The following is a 20,829-nucleotide window of genomic DNA, read 5'->3' on the forward strand; positions in this document are numbered from 1 at the left end:
AGCACACCTAGATGAACAAAATCAAATTACTTAGAATAACCACTGAAACTTATTCGCTACGTATATTACTCAAAGGACAATTGAGATATATGTCGGAAAATGGAATGGATGTGTATATGTCCAGCACGCCCGACAAACACGTGGCGGATATGGAGGAAAGCCAGAAGGCGCGCTTTTATCCGCTTCACCTTTCCAGGGAGCTGACGCCGTTTAAAGATCTGATCGCCTTGTATAACACCATTCGGTTGATCAGGAAAATCAAGCCTCAGATTGTCCATACACATTCTCCCAAAGCTGGAATTATTGGAATGCTTGCAGCATATATTTGCAATGTTCCGCTCAAAATGCACACCGTCGCCGGCTTGCCGCTGATGGAAGTGACGGGCCCAAAAAGGAAGCTGCTCAACTTTGTAGAGTCTTTGACTTACTGGTGCGCAGACTGGGTTCTGCCTAATTCCCAGGAGCTCAAACAATTCATTCTGGACAACAACCTGAGTTCAGATAAATCAAAAGTGAGCGTGCTGGGAAACGGCAGCAGCAATGGTATCGACTTGGAATACTTTTCTGTGAATCCAAGCCTGCTGGCAGAAAGCCGCGATTTCAGGGAACAACATGGCATCGGCGAGCACGACATTGTACTAGCCTTTATGGGACGGCTCGCCAATTATAAGGGTGTTAACGAATTGGTAAAAGCATTTCAAATTCTTCAGCAGCACCATAATAACCTCAAACTCATTCTGATCGGCGCCCCGGAGGATCTGAATCCGTTAGAAGAAGCCACCGATAGCGAGATCGTTAATAACAAATCTATCATAGCAGTCGGGCACCAAAACGATGTGCGAAAATTTCTGGTCAGTTCAAATATATTCGTGTTTCCAAGCTACAGAGAAGGTTTCCCCCAAGCCCTTTTGCAAGCAAGCGCAATGGGCATTCCATGCATAGCAACCAACATTAATGGCTGCAATGAAATGATTGAGGATGGGAAAACCGGAATTCTGATTCAGCCCAAAAGCGTCCAAGCGATTGTAGAAGCATGCGAAAAATTGATAGAAAATCGCCAGGTCAGCGAAAGGATGGGAATGTTAGCGCAACAATTTGTGCTTAGAAATTTTGAACAGCAGCAGTTATGGAAAGCGATTCATTCATTTTATAATTCAAAATCAACGGCCCAAAAGCGTTGAAGAAAAAAAATAAAAAAGCAATCTGCACGTCAGTATAAATCAAGCACACCTATCTTTATGAAATACTTAACGACCCCTCCCTTCCATAATTCATCCAATTCAATGTGCCGCGTTGGCTTGAATTATAGGCCTTAAAATAGCTGAAACGCACCGGACGTTCACTATAGTACGCTAATTGTTTCAAATTAAGAAATTTTAGGTTATAATTGCATTCTTTTTGCACACGCTTTTAATTTACTATTGCCGCACACATATGGATCAAACTTCTGTTTCTAATCGAAAGTACGTACATCGATTGTTAAGCAAAAATGCTTCTACCGATGAAATTCTGATTATCACAAGTTATGACTATTTTCTTCAGAAGTACGATCTCAAACTTCTGCGACAGATTTACAGGGAGATCATTCTGGTTCCACATACCGCAGACGATGACTATCTGATCAATTATACTGTAAGGCCTTTACTGGACAAATTTGAAAAAGTCCATCTTGTCACCAATCCACATTACGACAAGCGGAATAAGGTCATTTACGAACTGGTAATCCGTAAAAACAAGTCGATCAGGATCACAACGGTTTACGACTTTTGCGAAAAAAATTTAAAGAAGGTTTACATTCCTGAGGACATTTCGGAATTGAATCCGAACATTACGGATATGCCGGCTTTCGGCAAAAGAGTCAGATATCCAAAAAAGATCATCGATGTCTCCATATCAATCATTCTTTTCCTGCTGACACTCCCACTCTGGATCCTGAGTTATTTCCGGATCAAACTCCAGTCTCCGGGCCCTGTTTTCTATTATCAGGAAAGGGTTGGCATGGACAACAAATCATTCAAATGTATCAAGTTTCGGTCTATGGCACTGGATGCCGAGTCCAATGGTGCAACATTCTCCAAGAAAAACGATTCCAGAACATTCTCATACGGGTCATTTATGAGAATGAGCCGGATTGACGAGCTTCCACAGATCATTAATATATTCAAAAGAGACCTATCACTCATAGGTCCCAGGCCGGAAAGACAGGTTTTCACAGAAACATTTGACGAGCTGATTCCTTACTACAACAGCAGGCATGCTATTAAACCCGGAATCACGGGCTACGCCCAAGTAATGTATTCCTACGGAGCAGGCGTCTTCGATGCGCGCCATAAGTTGATGTATGACCTTTATTACATTAAAAACTGGTCGTTGTATCTGGAATTGAAAATTATCCTGCTCACGGCCGTTGTTATTTTCGGTAAGAGAGGACGCTAGATTAATTCCCGAATTGTTTTCCGCAGTTAAAAAGTTCTGCATGAGGAATTTATTCTTAATGCTGCTACTTTATGTAGCAACGCAGGCAAGCGGTTTCTCTCAGGATTCAACATTACATTATTCTGCGGAAATCAAAGGCGCTCTGGCTTCCAAGCAAACACCATACTTATTTCATACAAATACCTACGGTGTAATACCAACAAACGGCTCGTTTGCGCTTGCCCAGGCCAGTTTTCATAAAGTCTATAGTCCGCATAATCCCCGCTTTTTCCAGTGGTCAGCCGGAGCTGAGTTGGTAGCGACGGCAAATAAGTCATCTTCAGTATTCTTTACAGACCTTTTTGTAGCTGCCAAAGCCGGCCCTGTTGAGATTAGTATTGGACAACGTAAAGATTTTTATGGGTTGGGTGACAGTTTATTGACTACCGGAGCTGTTGCAATTTCTTCCAATGCAAGGCCCTATCCTAAAATTCAGATCTCCACGCCGCATTTCGTCAACATTATTCCTGGCAACGATATTATCACTTTCAAATTCTCCTATTCAGATGGATTGTTTGGACCGGCAAGATCAATTTACGGGAATGTAAGGACCGTGCCCGAAATATACCTTCATCATAAATCCATTTACCTGAAACTCGGAAAGAAAAGCCACATTCTAAATCTTTTTGCTGGATTCAACCACCAGGTAATGTGGGGCGGAGAGGATAAGATTTTTTCCGGCGGGCTTAAACGGTCCGAAGCATATCGTTACGTCGTCCTTGGTAAGCCTTGGGCGGCTAGCAGGGTTGGGAATCATTTCGGGACGATTGACATCGGCATGCAATTACAAGGCAAAGCCTGGACCGCATTTTTGTATCGACAAAGCATTTATGAAGATGGCTCAATAGCAAACCTTTCCAACATTGCTGACGGACTGAACGGATTGAGGTTCAAAAGGAATAATCGCCAATATGACGGTCTTCAACTGAATACTGTGTTGCTGGAATACGTTTATACAAAATATCAGGGTGGGAACGTGTTTGACTTTATAACGGGCACGTTCGGCCGGGACAATTATTTTAACCATTACGTGTACAGCCAGGGTTGGTCATACAAAGGCAGAACGTTTGGAACTCCATTGATTGCTCCGCAACACCTGATAAGAGACAAATTGAAAAGTTCTCCAAACCTCTTCACAGCGAACAACCGCCTGATCGCTTTTCACGCCGCAATTGAAGGCTCTTTCAACAAAGCAACATTTCTATTAAAAGCCAGTCATTCCATCAATTCCGGGACTTATAACAAGCCATTTAGCAGTTCGATTAAACAGACGTCATTACTCGCACGGATCGAGACACCCCTAAAGTTTATAAACGAAAGTTATTTAAACCTATCTCTAGGCACGGATTTTGGACATTTTTATCCAAACAACACTGCTATTTTGATAGGATGGAGAAAATCCGGTTTTATCAGATAACTTTGGGAAATCAACTCAATCCCTTAATGAGTAATTTTTACATTTAAATGCCGGTCCCACTCTTTCAGATGCGAGTCTGCCTTTTTGCCGTAATTATCTGTCTCGCGTTAAATGCTCACGCCCAAGACTCAACTATCTATTATAGAGCCAGCCTAATGTTGTCTGGCGCGACGGATCAAACTCCTTTTTGGGCACATGCAAACCAGAATGGCAACATTCCCATGGACGGCAACTTTGGCATAGCCAATGCCGGTGTGTACAAAGTCTATAATCCACACAACCCCAGAACTTTTCAATGGAGCGCTGGCATTCAGGGAATTGCAAGTTACGGAAAGTCAGGAAAGGCGTTTCTGTCTGATGCCTACATCGCAGGACGCGTCGGAAAATTGGAAATTTTGGCAGGACAGAAAAGCAATGTCGTAGGCCTGATGGACACCACGATGACATCTGGTTCGCTGTCGATGGCTGGAAATTCCCGGCCATTTCCCCGAGTACAAATATCAATTCCGGAATATCTTCCGCTCTATTTCACTAAAAATTTGGTGTCACTGAAATTCTCTTATTCCGAAGGCTATCTGGGAAGCAGCAGGCTTAACTATGGAATTGAAAGAGAAGTTTCATACACTTATTTTCACCAAAAATCATTGTATTTCCGATTTGGAAAACCCACTGACCGCCTGAACATTTACGTAGGTGCCAATCATCAGGCGATTTGGGGAGGAGAAGATAAGATAATCCCACTGTATAACTTGGAACCCCTGAAAGCATACTGGTATACAATATCGGGGAAAACATTAAATTACAATAAGGTTGGCCATCATTTTGGCACCGTTGATCTCAGAGCTGAATGGCGCGGGAAAACATGGTCCTATTTTGTTTACAGACAAAACATTTACGAGACAGGCTCGCTTTTCAGTATTATCAATTTTGACGATGGACTGAACGGGATCAGGGTAAAAAGGATCAAACCGCTGCCTGCCGGATCATCCCGGTTTGCATTCCAGAGTTTTTTACTGGAAGCCGTTGGCACGAACAGCCAGGTGAACAAATCACCACTATCAGGTCTGGCAATTTATGAAAAGGGTAATTATTACAATAGCTACATTTACCAACGCGGGTGGGCATATTTCAACCGTGGAATTGGCACGCCGTTGGCACCTTCATCTCAAATAACGCGATCTTCGCTGCCCACCAATGCTTCTGAGTTTACTAATAATAACCGCTTTTGGGCGTTTCATACTGGTGTCACGGCCACATGGCTTAAAACGTATTTCGGCTTGAGAGGCACATATTCAAGGAATTCAGGCTCCTTACTAAGCCCTTTTGAATCGATGAAAGAGCAAATTTCCCTGTCACTTACGGCTGAGAGGAATCTTAAATTATTAAACGGTTGCAGCGTATTTACCAACATTACTTCTGATTTTGGCCAGCTTTACCCAAATTCTCACGGCCTGATCATTGGTTTAAGGAAAAATGGATTTTTGGATTAGGACCGCTTTTTGATGTTGCTGATATGTCCAATATGAATAGCAAAAAGTTATACTTATTTTTGTCAGATGTCACATTATACACATTAAGAAAAAGCTGAGGGCATGCCTATGAAAATCTTTCCGATCCTACTATTTCTGCTTTGTATATCATTCGCCGGTTTTTCTCAAACAGAAGAGCCAGGCCCGGAGACTGAATACGCGGATTCTACTAATAATTTTATTGAAATAGCGGGTTTTGGAAGCACCAATACGCATACTCCGTTCTGGATCCAAGCCAATCAATTTGGCACTGTGCCCCTTGACGTCCCTGCTGGAACAGCACGTATTTCCTTTGAAAACTATTGGCCTCTTTCCTCCAACTGGCGTGCCGGAGTTGGTGTTGAAGCTGTGGGGAATTTTAATAAAAATACAAAAATGCTTGTTCCTCAGCTGCATGCAACATTGAAATACAAAAATTGGGAGCTTTTCGTGGGAAGAAAGAAGCAACATGTAGGTCTTGCCGACTCTACACTGGGCACCGGTTCTTACGCCTGGTCGGGAAACGCGCTTCCGATACCAAAGATATACATTGGCACCAGCGGTTTTGTGGCTGTTCCTTTTACAAAAGGATGGATCTCATTTAACGCATTCTACTCCGACGGGCTTTTCGAAAAAGGCAGACCGGTAACCAGCGGTCTCAAATTTCATCAAAAAGCCTTCTATGCCCGGATAGGAAAAGTTAATTCAAAACTAAAACTATATGGTGGGTTCAACCATCAAGTGCAATGGGGTGGGAAAACAAAATATTTAATCAAGGATCCGGAAAGCGGAAAATTGCCCGATGGCTTCTCTAACTACGTTTACGCCGTTTTTGGAACAATAGGCGGAACTGGAAATGACATTTCTCACTTTGATAGCACGAACCGTGTAGGAAACCATTTAGGCTCGTTAGACCTGGCAATGGAAGTTGAGACCTACGGAAGCACCATTTATTTATACCGTCAATTTATTTATGAAGATGGCTCCTTGTTTTATATGGAGGGCATAAAGGATGGTTTGACGGGCCTTCGTATCAAAAGGAAGAATTCATACGGGGCTAACTTTGAGATAACCGAAGGCGTTTTGGAAATGCTTTTCACAAAAGATCAGGGCGGCGACCAGTTTGAGATGGGGAATGGCAAGAAACGCGGCAATGATAACTATTTCAACAATCAACAAATCCGCGATGGATGGTCCTACCATGATCGCACCATAGGAACGCCATTTATCCCTCCTACCTCGCAGACTAACTGGAAATGGCCCAATTACGCTGACAATTTTACCAGTAACAACCGTGTGCTAGTCTGGCACGTGGGTTTAAGAGGAACATTATTCCGAAAGGTGCAATGGCATACGAAAATGTCTTTTTCCAGCAACTCGGGATCATACAGAGAACGCTTTGCTGGCTCTCCAAAACAATTTTCTGGGCTCATTGGAGCCCAGACGGATGTCGATGTCCTGGGTGGCATGACCATCAAAGGCTCGTATGCGAGTGACATCGGCGACTTGTATCGCAAAACCCACGGATTTATGCTGGGAATCAGAAAAGATTTTTCGTTTAATTGATCAACATCGATTGATGTTAATTCCTTGGCCGTTTACTGAATTTCAGCCCTGATCTTCGCGGCCAGTGCAGCCAGTTCCTCCTGAGACATTTTTATCTTTTTAGAGAAATCCGCATCGGCCATGCTGTTCAGAGGCAGCAAATGAATGTGCGTGTGTGGCACTTCTAAACCAATCACCGTCAGACCGATACGCAAACAAGGAACAACTTTTTGTAAAGCTGGGACAATGTTTTTGGCAAAGAGAAAAAGGTTTGAATACTCTTTTTCGTCCAGATCAAAAATGTAGTCAACTTCTCTTTTCGGGATTACCAATGTATGTCCGGCTGTTATTGGAAATGCGTCCAGAAATGCGAGAAAATCATCCGTTTCGGCGATTTTATGACTGGGAATTTCACCTTTTACGATTTTTGAAAATATAGATGCCATCAGAATATCAATGAAATATCGTTGTGTTGCAGACGAGCACGACAATCGCGCTTTAACTTTTTTCAAATAAGTAATTAAAAACTGAAAAGTACTTAATATTGTGTTCCAAAACTTTAACAATAAGGATATGAATTTTACAAATTGGCGTGCTTTCACTAAGGCAGGCGTGGTTGCATTATTTTCACTGGCTTTTATCTCAAATAGCGCAGAGGCGCAGGACAAGGGCAAATGGGTGAAATTATTCGACGGTAAAAGCCTGAATGGCTGGCACAGCTGGCAGTCGGACGAGGTGTTGCCACAATGGAAAGTTGAAAACGGCACCATCGTTCTTGCAGAAAAAGGCGGCAAGGATCTTGTTACGGATAAAGAATACGGCGATTTCGAATTGGAATTGGAATGGCAGATCTCGGAAGGCGGCAACAGCGGCATTATTTATCATGTTATCGAAGATAAAAAGTATTGCTGCCCATATTCAACCGGACCTGAAATTCAAATCCTGGACGATGTAAAGCACCCCGATGCAAAAGCAGGCAAAGCAGGAAACCACAAATCAGGATCGCTTTATGACATGCTTCCTCCGACAGACTTCGCTGCTGTAAAGCCAGCCGGACAATGGAACAAAGCGAAAATAGTGATCAAAGGCGGTCGCGGCGAAAGCTGGCTGAACGGCCAGAAATTAGTTGATTTCCCAACGCAAGGCGGCGACTGGGACAAATTGGTTGCCAATAGCAAATTCAAAACCTGGGAAGGATTTGGTGCTTCTTCAAAAGGCAAGATCGCCTTACAGGATCACGGTAACAAAGTTGCATTCAGAAATATCCGGATTAAGGAGCTATAATGGCTCGTAATGCACAGTGTTAGTCCAATACTCGCGGCTGTAAATGCGGCTGTAAGGCCAATTTTTCTGCTGCAAAAGAAGGGGTAAGTAGGCGTGCGGTTCTTTTGACGATTTGCTATAATGATATAAATCATCGTCGGTCAGGATCAATCCCTTATAAACCCCTTCTTTTTTTATGGTAATGTCCCCAAACGGAAGCTCCTTTCCAAAATCATCATTTTGCTTCAATAACTGATCTTTCAGCAGCCAGTCGGACCTGAATTTTCCCGTTCTAAAAGGCTCGGGACGGAACCTACCTTCCGACACATTCAACGCATATTCAAGATAGGCTTTGAGGATTTTCGGGCCTTCGTTTGCCGTTTGGTCCGTGTGCAATTGTGCTGGCCAGAGGCTCGTTACAAAGTAAATTCGCTCCCGCGCACGCGTAACGGCAACATTAAGCCTGTTTTCCCCACCCTGCATATTGAGGCTGCCAAACTGCATGGAAATCTTGCCTTTCTCGTCAGGCGCATAGCCCATTGAAAAAATGATAATGTCGCGTTCATCGCCCTGAACATTCTCAATGTTTTTGACGAAAAGATCTTTAAAGGAAACATTTTCCCGTTCCAATGCATCCTGAATGGCATTTTGCTGGTAAAAGTTAAATGTCACCACACCGATACTCTTGCCCGTTTCACCAAGCTCCTTTATCAATTCGATTACTTGCTCAATTTCAACGAGATTAATGTTGTTTTTCCAGACTCCATCCGTTTTAATGTATTGAATGCCAGGCTGGTCATCATTAATTCTTGAAAAATCCGGAAGCAGCCTTAATGTGTCTTTATAGAAATTCCGGTTAGAAAAGTCAATAAGGTCCAGTGAAAGGCTGCGATAATGTCCTGTAAGTTGATATTGATCAAGCGATTGCGCGGCAAGATCAAGTAATGACTCAATTTCGATAGCGGCTGTATATGCTTCCTCTTCTACTTTTTCTTCGTAGCGGATTTTGTATAAATCACTTGGAGAAAGCTGCTTACTATCCCCGGTAACAACAATTTGCGCACCCCGGAACGCAGCCGGCAACCCGTATTCAGCGTAACATTGCGACGCTTCGTCAAAAATCACCAGATCAAACAATGCTGCCTGCATGGGAAAAATGGCAGAAACTGCTTCCGGCGAAGCCATCCAGCACGGAACCAGCGAAAAAACTTCATCGGTATAGTTTTCAAGCAGTTTACGAATCGGCCAGATCTTTCTTTTCTTCGTTACCTGATGCCCCAGTTCGCGGTAAGTCACACGGTTACCGAGCCTGTTTTTCTCAATATCTTCGTAAGTGGCTTCGCGCAGCTTTATGCCCGTAATGTCCGTGCTCAGCTTCTGCTTTTCGGTAATGCTTTCTTGCAGATTGGTCTCCCATTGTTTCATTTTCAATGAGGTAACCGCACGTAAATCCGGAAATTTGCTTTCAATGTGTTCGATCCAGGCAAGCCGAATGCTGTTTTCAAAAAGATTAACAAGATCGTCTGCACTGGAAAGTCCAAGTTTTTTGCTTTGATCGACCACAATCTTGGTGACCGCTCGTTCGGGAATAGTCATATTCTCAAACAGACTGTCCATATCGACCATTGAATCGAAATCCCTGGTTAATGATGTCAGCAATTGCTGACTGTAAAATTCGGGCTCTTCCAGCAGGTTTTTAATCTGCTGCGGCAATAGAAATGGAAGCATTGCCGCCTCCAATTTGCTCCAAACGCCAATCCAGACATTCAGATCATTGACCGTCTGAATAAATGAATGTTGGGTTACACATTCATTTGCAATGTTTTTCAATGTCAGAAACCAGGGATCAAATGTTGCCATTACCGCCGCGTCGGCTGCTGCTTCTGATTTTTGAAAAAATGAAATGTATTGCGTACCAACATTGTCATCATCCCGATCAATGTATGTCGGATCAAAATTCAGCTTCTTATTGGTAAGCCAACTTTCCAGCTCAATCCTGTTTTTTACTTTTATTTCAAGTTTGGAAAGATCATCCAGTGACGTTGATAGCCCATTTTCCCTGGCAACTTGTTCCACTTCCTTTTTCTCTTTTCCAAACAAATTCCACCAAATGCCCGAAACCGTAGCGCTATTTGCATCAATTGATTTCCTTAGCGATTGTAAAAAGGCTTGTTGTTTGTCATTAGGCAGAGAAAATTCAATGCCGTCTTCCGCCAGATATCCTTCCAGCGCGTCGGTGGTTTGCCTGATGAATGCGAGCCGCTCATGTCCGCCTGCCGAACTAGCTATGTATTTTTTGAAAAGATCAAATGTTGTCTCATCGGAAATAAGCGCTGCAATGTTATTTAACCGCTCGGTGATCTCACTTTTTCTTTCCAGATAGTCCAATGAAAAAGGTTGTCTGGTCAGAAGCTCGAACTTTTTTACTTGCCTGGCAAATACTTCGGGCCACTCCAGAAGCATTCTTTCCATGCTCCGCAATTCACTTAAACCGAATTTGGCAAAGCTTCTGCGTTTTGCCCAGACGTGATCAGCAGGAAAATATAAAACATAGGCACTATACGTTTTAAGCCGCCTCCTGAAATGGTCCAGACTATCCATCCGAAACGACCGGTAATGTTCCCTGATTTCAGCATTTGGACCTTTTTGGTCGCTTTTCAGATAAAGCTCTTTAATGCTAACCCCACATTCGGTCTCATCAAATAATGCTTCGCGAAATGCATTCAGATCATGAACAGTGCGATCTATCGCCCGACTTTGCTGGGTAAATTGTCTTTCAAGAAACACCGCATCCAGACTGTAATTCTGCTGTTTGTATTCTTCAACTTTACCGATTTGCGAAGCCAGCTGTCTGTAAAGTGCAGGACGATCATTCTTAAAATCATGAATAAGGCCCACAAAATCAGTCATTCCAATCGTTTGGAGTCGTTGATATACAACGTCAAGGGCAACCCGTTTCTGGCAAACCAGCAAAACACGCTTTCCTCTCGATGCGAAATCAGCCATCAGATTACAGATTAGCTGCGATTTACCACTGCCCGGAGGCCCTTGCACAACCACCGATTTCCCGGATTTTACAGCCAGAATAATTTCTTCCTGCGATTGGTCGACCGGAAAAGGTGTTAAGATCTCCTCTTCCCTTACCGTTTTATTTGTAAAAGGCGAATCTACGGTGTCCGTTTGCCCATCCCAATCCGTTTCCCGCTCTTCTTCTGCCAACAACGGAATTGAAAAAGAACTATCCTGCGCATGGTCTAGGAGCAAATTATAATCGGGAACAAGATAGGAACCCGCCTGGGGGAAAATCCCGAGCACTGCTTCGGGGAAAAGTTTCAGCTCTCCGTTACGTTCAGTAGCAGCCAGTTCCGAACTTTTCTGCGCATTGAACGTGACAAGTTTGTCTTCAAAAAGCTCCTGGTTAAAATTGATTTTCAGTGGAGTAGACTTCAACCATTCATACAACTGGGTCCTGAATTCCAGAAAATCTTTTGGGAAGTCTTCAAACGATTTTTCGAGAATTTCATCTGAAACAGGCGACTCGTTGAAATGCGCATAGGCGAGCGCAAAACTTGAATTCAGGATCACATCACTTTCAGGAACCTCGAAAAGGCACCATTGCTCCCTATCCATTTTTAATGTGACCGGAAAAAACAAAAACGGTGCGTGAATGGGCGTCCCATCCGAAAGTTTTCCCTTAACAAACGGATACCCCACATACAAATCCCGCGAACCCCGCTCCTCTTCAATAAACTTCTCCGTACGCGAAATTTTCCGCAGCTTCTTACTGACTTCATTCACCTTTTCAAAACGGGAATCGGCAACGTCACAGAGCGCAATGCGTGTTTTTCCCAGCACCAACTGCTTTATAAGGTCAACAGACGGCTTTTCAAGCAAAAAATCAGTCTCATGAAGATCCAGAAACTGTTCCGATGGTAACCCGGACAACAGCAATGATTTATTACGCGTACTAAGATTTGTAAGTCGTTTTAAGTAAGCTTTTAGAATGCGATTCATAGATACTCAAACGATCCTGATTGCTTAACTATTGGATATGGTTTCAGGTGTTACTTCCTTTTTCTCCGGAAACACCACGGAAGCGAGGATACTAACCGCCAGAATGCCCAGAATTACATAAAGAGAATATACAGTTTCAAATCCTAATGCTTCCAGTTGTGTGTGGAAAAGCATTTTTCCGCCTATAAACACAAGCAAAACACCCAATCCATATTTCAGGAAGCGGAAAAGACCCATAATGTTGCTCAGGAAGAAGAACATGGAACGAAGCCCCATGATGGCGAAAATATTGGAAAAGAAGACGACGTAAGGATCTTTTGTAACCGAAAAAACCGCCGGAACCGAGTCCACAGCAAAGATCAGGTCGGTAAATTCTACAATCAGAACAACTACAAAAAGCGGGGTCACTAACCACTTGCCTTTTTTCAGGACAAAGAAATGCTCCCGGACGTATCTTGGGAAAACGGGCAGATATTTGGAAGCAAACTTCACAACCGGATGTTTGGCCGGATCAATTTTTTCGTCCCCTCCACCCTCAAAGAAGATCTTCCCTCCCTGATAAACCAGCAGTAAACCAAAAACGTAAATGATCCATTCGAAACGCTGCATTAATGCTGATCCCAGGAAAATAAATATGAAACGCATAACAATTGCGCCCAGAACACCCCAGAATAGCACTTTTTTATAATATATCGGCCTGACACCAAAAGAAGAGAATATCAAGATGATGACGAAAATATTGTCGACTGAAAGCGCATATTCAAGCAGATATCCCGTGATAAATTCGAGGGACATGTTCTTTCTATAAATTTCCAGACTGCCCTCATAATCGCCAGGAATAAGCTTCAAATGCGGCGCATACTTGTCTTTGACTGCGGACAAGTCGGCAAAATTGTTCATTCCGTGCACCAGATCACCGTGTGTATTAATGATCACATAGAATACAAGCGCAAGAAAAATCCACGCAACCGTCCAGGCGGCAGCTTCACCAAATTTTACAACATGGTCTTTTTTATTAAAAACGCCAAGGTCCAAAAGCAGCATTACGCTGATGACTAATATAAACCCGCCGAAAAACAGAACTTCGTTAGAAAACATGAATGAATATTTTTTAAAAGAAAAATCGGAACGAAGACAGGACCTGGCATTGAAACAGTAACCTATGCAATCCTGTCAAAGAGGCAAAGGTAACTAAAATATGAGGTGCTAAAATTAAATAGGACGGGCGGCAGAAAATTTATGCCAGCCCGGATCGCCTGCAATTAAATCCACACATTACATTCCGGATATTCCGGCATATTTTTCATCTAAATAAAAAAATATGCGTAGCATACCAATTGAGTAACAATTTGTTAATAAAAAGTCGAGTTTTTTTTACTAAATATTTCAGCTAAAAACTTGCGTCACATATTGCCTGTACCTACATTTGCACCACCATAATCAAAAACGGTTATGCGAAAGTAGCTCAGCTGGTAGAGCGCGACCTTGCCAAGGTCGAGGTCGCGGGTTCGAACCCCGTCTTTCGCTCAGAGGTTAAAGCACCGGAAACGGTGCTTTTTTTCTCTATATGCCATCTTATTTTCATGGCTAATGCCGGGGTGGTGGAACTGGTAGACACGCAGGACTTAAAATCCTGTGAGCCGAAACGCTCGTACGGGTTCGATTCCCGTCCCCGGTACAAAGCCTCTGGAATCTCACCAGAGGCTTTTTTCTTGCTCTTATGTTTTAATTAAGCAATACTTTTCTACATTTATCATCCTGACGATTTTTCAATCTTTGCCCGCATGAAGCTTTTGCTTATTGAAGACGAACCCAGTGTGATTTCCCTCATTCAAAGAAGTCTTTCTGCTTCCGGACATGAAATAACGGTGGCGATGGATGGTAAATCGGGGCTTGAAATGGCCACACACCACGCATTCGACATGATCATGCTGGACCTGATGCTGCCTGTCATCAATGGTATGGAGGTTTGCAGAAAGATCCGCAGCGCTGGTTTTAATACCCCTATCCTCATGCTTACCGCACTCGGGACAACCGAAAACATCGTTTCGGGACTGGACGCCGGGGCGGACGACTATATGACGAAACCATTTAAACTGGCCGAGCTCGAAGCCCGTATCCGGACGCTGACAAGACGTGGAAAAGAAGTTGAAAAAGAAAATAATGGTGTGACATTGAAAATCGCAGACCTGATCTTGAATACGGAGTCCAAGATCGTGCAAAGAAATGGCCACACCATTGACCTCACCGCCACAGAATTCCGACTGCTGGAATTTTTGATCAACAACAGAAACAAAGTGCTGAACAGAATGGAGATCCTGGAAAATGTCTGGGACATCAACTTCAATCTGGGCACGAATGTCGTGGATGTGTATATCAACTATCTTCGCAAAAAAGTGGATAAGAATCAAAAGAATAAACTAATACACACCGTTTTCGGCATGGGATATGTGATGCGCCAATCTTATGAAGATCCAAACTAAAATTGCCCTTATTTTCACGATACTTACTTCGGGCATCATTATAGCACTGAGCATTTTCATTTATACTTTCGGGTCGGAGAGTGTTTCCAACAGCTTTTATCATCGTCTGGAAGTCCGATCGGACATTATTGGGCACGCGGCATTACAGGAAAGCAAATCCACCACTTCTATATATTACGACATTAAGGAAAGGCATCTGGGAGACCTGCCCTTTGAACAACATCACATTATAAAAAACGGCGAGGTTGATAAGGCGAAAAGATTGAAAGAACAATTGCCTATGCCGCCTTCTTTCTATGACAACATTGTCAGGAAGGAGCCAGCCCGTTTTTTCAAGAATGACACGTCGTATGTCGGGCTGAACATTAGCCAGGGTGGAAAAATGATCATTGTCCTGTCGTCCGCAGTGGACCTTTATGGTTTGGAAGAAATAGAGAACCTGAAAAAACTGCTTACAGTGGGGTTTTTTATTTCAATGATCTTTGTTTTCACATTTGGAAAATTGTTTTCTACACAAGTTTTCAATCCAATCAGGCGCATTGTTAGCAATGTGAAGGGAATAAGCGCGCATAATTTGCATCAGCGCCTGGAAGTTGCGGGCAGTAAGGACGAGATCGACGACCTTACGCACACGTTCAATGACATGCTCAACCGCCTTGAAATTACATTTGAAATACAGAATAATTTTGTGAGCAATGCCTCTCATGAGTTCAAAACGCCGCTCACCGTTATCAGTGGCGAAGCGCAACTTGGCCTTTCACAAGAGGGAATCCCGGATGCCGCGCGAAGTTCGTTTGAGGTGATTTACCGCGAAGCCGGGAAGCTGGAACATTTGGCAAACAGCATGTTAAAGCTTGCTCAAACTGGTTTCGACGGCACAAAAGAGCAATGGTCGACCATTCGTATGGATGAACTGGTGCTGTCTGTAAAAGAAGCTGTTGATAAGATCATTTCAGATAATAAGGTTGAAATTAATTTTAACCACTTGCCCGATGACGAAGCTAAACTGACCATTAACGGAAATCAGACGTTATTAACGGCGGCCTTATCCAACATTGTGCTGAATAGTTGCAAATACTCTGATAATAAGCCGGTCAACATCATCATTTCTGCCGATGAAAAACATTCCATTGTGGAAATTGTGGATGTGGGAATAGGCATTCCGGACCGTGAGATTGCCCAGATCTACGTGCCGTTTTTCAGGGCTTCCAATACCGAGCGCTATAAAGGTTATGGGATCGGGCTTCCGCTGGCTAACAACATTATCAAGAAGCATAACGGGACCATAGCGGTTAATAGTCAGGTTGGTACGGGGACGAGTTTCAAAATCTTCCTACCCATCTCAAAAGCCACGCTCTAATCTCTTTTTAATAATCTAATCCGGCTTTAATAACTCTCTCATTGTATTATAACACCACTTTTAATTGGTGCTAACAACCTCGCTGTAACATTGTATTATCAATTTAATCAATGTATTTATCAACAAAAAGCGAGCAAATATGAAGACTGTAATTATCCCGGCTGACTTTTCCCCTGAAAGCTTGCAAGTAGCGCACATCCTGGCCAGAAACGCACAAGAAAAATTTTCGATCGTCTTCACACACCTTTTCCATGTGGCAGACGACATTCAGGACCTCCTTTTTTCCACTTACAGGAAAAAAGAATATGACTTTGTTTCAGAGGCTTTTTGGGAAGAATGTCATGTTATCAAAAATCTGTATGGAAATAAGGTCCACAGCATTAAAGTAGAATTTTTTTACGGCAACAAATTGGCTGCATTCAAAAATTTTCTTGATGCCCACGACGCCAATTTCATTGCCTATTCCGAAAATAATGGCATTCCAAAATTGTCGAAAAGCAGTCTGGATGCGTTGCCGGTAATAAAAAAATCTGGCTTAGAACTGATCAATGTGGATAAGATAGAGGAACCAGCAAAGTCACAGGAAATATGCTTCTGAAAAAAAACATTCCGATCAAATACATTTTCGGCAAGATCAAATACGAAATTCTGTTCGTTGCCATTTATGGATTTGCGATTGAGATTATCTATAAAAATTTCAACATTACAGAGATTTCGATCCCTATGACCGTGCCCACAGTGCTGGGAACGATCATTTCACTCCTGCTTGCATTCCGCTCCAACCAGGCGTACGACCGCTGGTGGGAAGCCCGTCAGATATGGGGCGCTGTGGTAAATGATTCCAGGACACTGGCCCGCCAGGTTATGTTCCTGATCGATGATCCTTATGATCCGGATCAGATAGATGGTTTTAAAAACCGAATTATCAAACGGCAAATTGCATGGTGCTATGCATTAGCGCACGGTCTTAGAAAAGAAGATCCAATGCCTGCCATTGAAAAATATGTATCAGCAGAAGAATGCGATTCATTACAAGACTATGATAATAAGCACGTTGGACTGATCCAGTTGCATGCGCGCGATTACAATAATGCATTAAAGCAAGGCTGGGTAAACCCTTATCAGCAAATTGAGATGGACGCTACGCTCACGCGCCTGGTAGACTCGATGGGGAAATGCGAACGGATCAAAAACACCGTTTTCCCATCGACGTATAGCCTTTACATTCATCTGGCGTTACACTTTTTCATTTTGCTGCTCCCGTTTGGACTTGTTGAACTGTTCGGTTTCCTAATGGTGCCAGTGCTGATCGTGATCACCGGATGCTTTTTCCTGATCGAAAAAATGGCGATCCATTTGCAGGATCCATTCGAAAACAAACCTACAGATACGCCTATGCTGACCATTTCGCGAAACATTGAGCGCGATTTGAAACAAATGATGCGCGATAAGCAAATGCCGGTAATGGTGCCGCAGGTAAACTATTTTTATGTTTTGTAGGCTCCACGAAGGCCCTCTATTTGCATGAATTTATGCGACAATTAACTAGGAACTTGTTCTATAAATATAAAAAAGACTTCCGCCTGGAAGTCTTTTTTATTGGTCGCTTTTCACCTATATTTGAAGTTTTCCAAAATGTAAAGAGGCACTTAAATTCCAGGAGCCGCGCTTTACAACAGCACTTCACGCCTAGCCAACTTTAAAAGAATGAAAGTTTCTCCCACAGAGCCGTTTAAAATTGTTTATTCCATTCTCAATCATGAATTTTTGGGATACATTTTTGAATCCTTTGTGGTTCAATTGAATCATCAGGGCGATTTTTCATTCCAGATCCAGAATATTTCATCCAAGAACATCAAGGAATTTCGTACGGGCATCGACCAGCGTGATGTCGAACTGGTGGGGCTGATCGATGATATTCAACAAGATGTCATCCTACGGAAATTTAATCCCAAGAAGTTAAATGCGGTAGATTTTTTCCTGAAAGTTTATGATGCTCAAAAAGGCGATAAGCTGGTTCAGGAAGCCATTGCGACCTATCTTGAAAGCTGCAAGGCGAAAATTCTTGAGAGGCTCAGCGGTAAGGAGATTTTTATCATGGGAAGCGATGGAAACCCGCTGTGGAAACCTGTCATGTGGGAACCCGAAAAGGCGACGATCCGCTTCCATTTTATCAGAAATGAGGATAATACACATTACTTCCCCACAATCCGCCATAAGTTTCAGAAAGTTGATTTTCAATACAAAAATGCTTTTCTGATTTGCGAAGAGCCGGCCTGGCTTGTGCTGGACGGACATTTGCTGCATTTTGAAGGTCATGTCGACGGAAAAAAGATAAAACCTTTTTTGGCAAAAAAATTCATTGCCATTCCAGGGCAGGTGGAGGAACAATATTATGGAAGATTTGTTGCGCCGCTCATTGCCTCCTATGACGTCGTTGCCAGAGGTTTTGAGATCAGAAACGTGTCTTCCACGCCCAAAACCGTCCTGACAATCTCCGAATACAGTTCCAACAAGAAGGCCCCTGCCCTTTTCCAGGATTCGGACGTGGCTGTTATCGATGAGGATGAGGACAATGATGTGGCTTTCGATTTGTCATTCCAATATGCCAATTTCTCCTTCCATTACGACAGTTTCGCACATGCGTCGAGCGTACACATGGAAAAGAAAGGCAATGATTACCTCTTCAACAAAGTCAAACGCAGCATTGAAATAGAAAGCCAGAATGTGGCCCTGTTGAAAGAATGGGGGCTTAACATTAGAAACGGCAAGGTCCAGATGCCCAAGTCACAGGCGTTCGGTTGGTTGCAAGGCAATGCAAATCTGCTGGCCGAAAACGGCATTGCAGTAAGGCAGAATACGAGTGATGCAAAACGCTATTTCCTCGGTTATTCTTCCATTGATATTTCCATTCAGGAGGGGCGCGATTGGTTCGATATCAATGCAAAAGTCAAATTCGGTGAATTTGAAATTCCGTTTATCCAGCTCAGAAGCTACATATTGAACCGTAAGAAGGAATTTTTGCTTCCTAGTGGTGAGATCGCTGTCATTCCGGAATGGTGGTTTACAAAATATTCGGAGTTCTTCTCTTTTACCGAACACGATGGCGAGAATGATCCGTTGCGGCTGCGTATGCACCATTTAGCATTGGTTCAGGAGCTGAAAGAAGAAAATCTTGCCACTGCCACGATCAGTCGAAAGCTGGAAAATCTACGGGACTTCAATCACATTGAAGCCGTCGAGCCGCCGCTGCATTTTCAAGGAACATTGCGTCCTTATCAGAAAACGGGCTACGATTGGTTAAGGTTTTTGAAACAATATCGTTTCGGCGGATGTCTTGCGGATGATATGGGTTTGGGAAAAACCGTGCAGACGCTCGCACTCTTGCAAGCTGAGAAAGAGACGGGCGTAAGAGAGCCTTCAATGCTTATTATGCCCACATCCTTGCTCTATAACTGGCAATTGGAGGCAAAAAGGTTTACCCCGGACATGAAAGTACTGCTCTATACAGGCACCAATCGCGAAAAAGACACAGCACAATTCGATAATTACGACCTCATTTTAACGTCTTACGGCATCGTCCGTTTGGACATTGAGCTGATCCAATCCTATCGTTTTAATTACGTAATCCTGGACGAGTCCCAGGCCATTAAAAATCCGGCTTCTATCATTACAAAAGCGGTCAGAAGACTCAATTCCGCTAATAGGCTCGTTCTTACAGGAACTCCGATTGAAAACAACACATTAGATCTCTGGTCTCAAATGTCTTTCGTCAACCCCGGATTGTTGGGCAGTCAGTCTTTTTTCAGGGATGAATTTCAAATTCCAATAGAAAAACGCGGGGATGAAGAAAAGACAAAAAGGCTTTATAATCTGATTAAACCATTCATATTAAGGAGATTAAAATCACAGGTTGCCACCGATTTACCCGAAAAAGTCGAGAGCATTCAGTATTGCGATATGTCCGAGGAGCAGGAAAAAGCTTACGAAGAAGCGAAGGCATATTATCGCAATATGATCTTGCAAAGCATTGATACAGAAGGCATCTCTAAATCACAGCTCGTTGTTTTACAAGGTCTTACCAAGCTCAGGCAATTGGCCAACCATCCATCCATGGTTGATCCTGAATACACACACGGTTCAGGGAAGTTCGAGGATGTGTTGTATAAAATGCAAACTGTCATCAGTGAAAATCACAAGATCCTGATATTCAGCCAATACATCAAGCATCTCGACCTTTTCAGGCAATTCCTGAATGAGAAAGAGATAACATATGCCTATCTGGATGGTTCAACTAAAAATCGCCAGGAGCAGGTTGAGCTTTTCCAAAACAACAATGACATTAAAATATTCCTCATATCATTAAAAGCCGGCGGCTTAGGCCTTAATCTCACCGCAGCAGATTACGTTTTCATCCTGGACCCATGGTGGAATCCCGCCATCGAAGCCCAAGCCATAGACCGCGCCCACCGCATCGGCCAGGACCGCACGGTTTTCACTTACAAGTTTATTACTAAAAATTCTGTAGAGGAAAAGATTCTGGCGCTGCAAAGGACTAAAAAGCAGCTGGCCGATGATTTGATTTCGAATGAAGAAGGATTTATTAAGTCGCTGAGTAGGGAGGATGTGTTGAATTTACTGGCTTAACGCTTGTCAGGATGAAGTCAGCTCGCTGCCAGAGCCTGTCAGTCCTTTGCCTTCCTTGAACCCTAAAGCTTGTCAGCCTGAGCGTAGTCGAAGGCGCGTTACTCCTTGGTAACGTGC

Annotated in this window: 14 protein-coding genes and 2 tRNA genes; 13 read left to right on the forward strand and 3 right to left on the reverse strand. The window is 43.2% G+C overall.

Annotated features, from left to right (window positions below; genetic code table 11):
* Positions 1-11 precede the first annotated feature (11 nt).
* From NFI81_RS15375 to NFI81_RS15395, 5 genes are all read left to right on the forward strand, one after another.
* Positions 12-1,181 (forward strand): glycosyltransferase family 4 protein, encoded by a 1,170-nt coding sequence (locus NFI81_RS15375; protein ID WP_234611560.1) that lies wholly within the window; start codon positions 12-14, stop codon positions 1,179-1,181.
* Between the two features lie 253 nt (positions 1,182-1,434).
* Positions 1,435-2,436, forward strand: coding sequence for a sugar transferase (locus tag NFI81_RS15380; RefSeq protein WP_234611559.1), 1,002 nt, complete (start codon positions 1,435-1,437; stop codon positions 2,434-2,436).
* Positions 2,437-2,476: 40 nt separating this feature from the next.
* A complete protein-coding gene (locus NFI81_RS15385) occupies positions 2,477-3,892 on the forward strand; it encodes a capsule assembly Wzi family protein (RefSeq protein ID WP_234611558.1) in 1,416 nt (471 codons plus the stop codon).
* A 155-nt stretch (positions 3,893-4,047) separates the two neighbouring features.
* Positions 4,048-5,382, forward strand: a complete 1,335-nt coding sequence (locus NFI81_RS15390; RefSeq protein WP_234611557.1) for a capsule assembly Wzi family protein — start codon at positions 4,048-4,050, stop codon at positions 5,380-5,382.
* A 108-nt stretch (positions 5,383-5,490) separates the two neighbouring features.
* The gene (locus NFI81_RS15395; protein ID WP_234611556.1) at positions 5,491-6,966 is read left to right on the forward strand and encodes a capsule assembly Wzi family protein; all 1,476 of its coding nucleotides are present in this window, start codon (positions 5,491-5,493) and stop codon (positions 6,964-6,966) included.
* 32 nt (positions 6,967-6,998) lie between these two features.
* On the opposite strand, the gene NFI81_RS15400 is transcribed toward NFI81_RS15395, so the two are convergent.
* The gene (locus tag NFI81_RS15400) at positions 6,999-7,391 is read right to left on the reverse strand and encodes an HIT family protein (RefSeq protein WP_234611605.1); all 393 of its coding nucleotides are present in this window, start codon (positions 7,389-7,391) and stop codon (positions 6,999-7,001) included.
* 127 nt (positions 7,392-7,518) lie between these two features.
* On the opposite strand from NFI81_RS15400, the gene NFI81_RS15405 reads away from it, so the two are divergent.
* Positions 7,519-8,229, forward strand: coding sequence for a 3-keto-disaccharide hydrolase (locus NFI81_RS15405; RefSeq protein ID WP_234611555.1), 711 nt, complete (start codon positions 7,519-7,521; stop codon positions 8,227-8,229).
* Here NFI81_RS15405 and NFI81_RS15410 read toward each other — a convergent pair.
* Positions 8,224-12,222 (reverse strand): AAA domain-containing protein, encoded by a 3,999-nt coding sequence (locus tag NFI81_RS15410; RefSeq protein ID WP_234611554.1) that lies wholly within the window; start codon positions 12,220-12,222, stop codon positions 8,224-8,226. The genes NFI81_RS15405 and NFI81_RS15410 overlap by 6 nt on opposite strands.
* A gap of 24 nt (positions 12,223-12,246) precedes the next feature.
* Positions 12,247-13,320 (reverse strand): TerC/Alx family metal homeostasis membrane protein, encoded by a 1,074-nt coding sequence (locus NFI81_RS15415; protein ID WP_234611553.1) that lies wholly within the window; start codon positions 13,318-13,320, stop codon positions 12,247-12,249.
* A gap of 356 nt (positions 13,321-13,676) precedes the next feature.
* Between NFI81_RS15415 and NFI81_RS15420 the strand changes: the two genes are divergently transcribed.
* The 7 genes from NFI81_RS15420 (at position 13,677) to NFI81_RS15450 (ending at position 20,712) form a co-directional block, all read left to right on the forward strand.
* Positions 13,677-13,749, forward strand: a tRNA-Gly gene (locus NFI81_RS15420).
* A gap of 65 nt (positions 13,750-13,814) precedes the next feature.
* Positions 13,815-13,900: transfer RNA gene (locus NFI81_RS15425), tRNA-Leu, on the forward strand.
* 106 nt (positions 13,901-14,006) lie between these two features.
* On the forward strand, positions 14,007-14,705 hold the full coding sequence (locus NFI81_RS15430) for a response regulator transcription factor (RefSeq protein WP_234611552.1): 699 nt from the start codon (positions 14,007-14,009) through the stop codon (positions 14,703-14,705).
* Complete coding sequence (locus tag NFI81_RS15435) at positions 14,689-16,065, forward strand: sensor histidine kinase (RefSeq protein WP_234611551.1); 1,377 nt, start codon at positions 14,689-14,691, stop codon at positions 16,063-16,065. Before NFI81_RS15430 ends, NFI81_RS15435 begins: the two co-directional genes overlap by 17 nt.
* A gap of 139 nt (positions 16,066-16,204) precedes the next feature.
* A complete protein-coding gene (locus NFI81_RS15440) occupies positions 16,205-16,663 on the forward strand; it encodes a hypothetical protein (protein ID WP_234611550.1) in 459 nt (152 codons plus the stop codon).
* Positions 16,654-17,565 carry a bestrophin family protein gene (locus NFI81_RS15445; protein WP_234611549.1) on the forward strand — a complete coding sequence of 304 codons (912 nt, stop codon included), beginning with the start codon at positions 16,654-16,656 and terminating at the stop codon, positions 17,563-17,565. The genes NFI81_RS15440 and NFI81_RS15445 overlap by 10 nt, the downstream gene beginning before the upstream one ends.
* A 207-nt stretch (positions 17,566-17,772) precedes the next feature.
* Entirely contained in the window at positions 17,773-20,712 is a 2,940-nt protein-coding gene (locus NFI81_RS15450; RefSeq protein ID WP_234611548.1) for a DEAD/DEAH box helicase, read from the forward strand.
* Positions 20,713-20,829: the final 117 nt, after the last annotated feature.

It is taken from the genome of Dyadobacter fanqingshengii (genome assembly GCF_023822005.2).
Lineage (GTDB): Bacteria > Bacteroidota > Bacteroidia > Cytophagales > Spirosomataceae > Dyadobacter > Dyadobacter fanqingshengii.

What these genes read in the sequence shown, in the direction of transcription:
- NFI81_RS15445 (WP_234611549.1), top strand. Translation starts at nt 16,654, where the DNA reads ATGCTTCTGAAAAAAAACATTCCGATCAAATACATTTTCGGCAAGATC.
- NFI81_RS15435 (WP_234611551.1), top strand. Translation starts at nt 14,689, where the DNA reads ATGAAGATCCAAACTAAAATTGCCCTTATTTTCACGATACTTACTTCG.
- NFI81_RS15405 (WP_234611555.1), top strand. Translation starts at nt 7,519, where the DNA reads ATGAATTTTACAAATTGGCGTGCTTTCACTAAGGCAGGCGTGGTTGCA.
- NFI81_RS15410 (WP_234611554.1), bottom strand. Translation starts at nt 12,222, where the DNA reads ATGAATCGCATTCTAAAAGCTTACTTAAAACGACTTACAAATCTTAGT.
- NFI81_RS15415 (WP_234611553.1), bottom strand. Translation starts at nt 13,320, where the DNA reads ATGTTTTCTAACGAAGTTCTGTTTTTCGGCGGGTTTATATTAGTCATC.
- NFI81_RS15390 (WP_234611557.1), top strand. Translation starts at nt 4,048, where the DNA reads ATGTTGTCTGGCGCGACGGATCAAACTCCTTTTTGGGCACATGCAAAC.
- NFI81_RS15375 (WP_234611560.1), top strand. Translation starts at nt 12, where the DNA reads ATGAACAAAATCAAATTACTTAGAATAACCACTGAAACTTATTCGCTA.
- NFI81_RS15385 (WP_234611558.1), top strand. Translation starts at nt 2,477, where the DNA reads ATGAGGAATTTATTCTTAATGCTGCTACTTTATGTAGCAACGCAGGCA.
- NFI81_RS15395 (WP_234611556.1), top strand. Translation starts at nt 5,491, where the DNA reads ATGAAAATCTTTCCGATCCTACTATTTCTGCTTTGTATATCATTCGCC.
- NFI81_RS15400 (WP_234611605.1), bottom strand. Translation starts at nt 7,391, where the DNA reads ATGGCATCTATATTTTCAAAAATCGTAAAAGGTGAAATTCCCAGTCAT.
- NFI81_RS15440 (WP_234611550.1), top strand. Translation starts at nt 16,205, where the DNA reads ATGAAGACTGTAATTATCCCGGCTGACTTTTCCCCTGAAAGCTTGCAA.
- NFI81_RS15380 (WP_234611559.1), top strand. Translation starts at nt 1,435, where the DNA reads ATGGATCAAACTTCTGTTTCTAATCGAAAGTACGTACATCGATTGTTA.
- NFI81_RS15450 (WP_234611548.1), top strand. Translation starts at nt 17,773, where the DNA reads ATGAAAGTTTCTCCCACAGAGCCGTTTAAAATTGTTTATTCCATTCTC.
- NFI81_RS15430 (WP_234611552.1), top strand. Translation starts at nt 14,007, where the DNA reads ATGAAGCTTTTGCTTATTGAAGACGAACCCAGTGTGATTTCCCTCATT.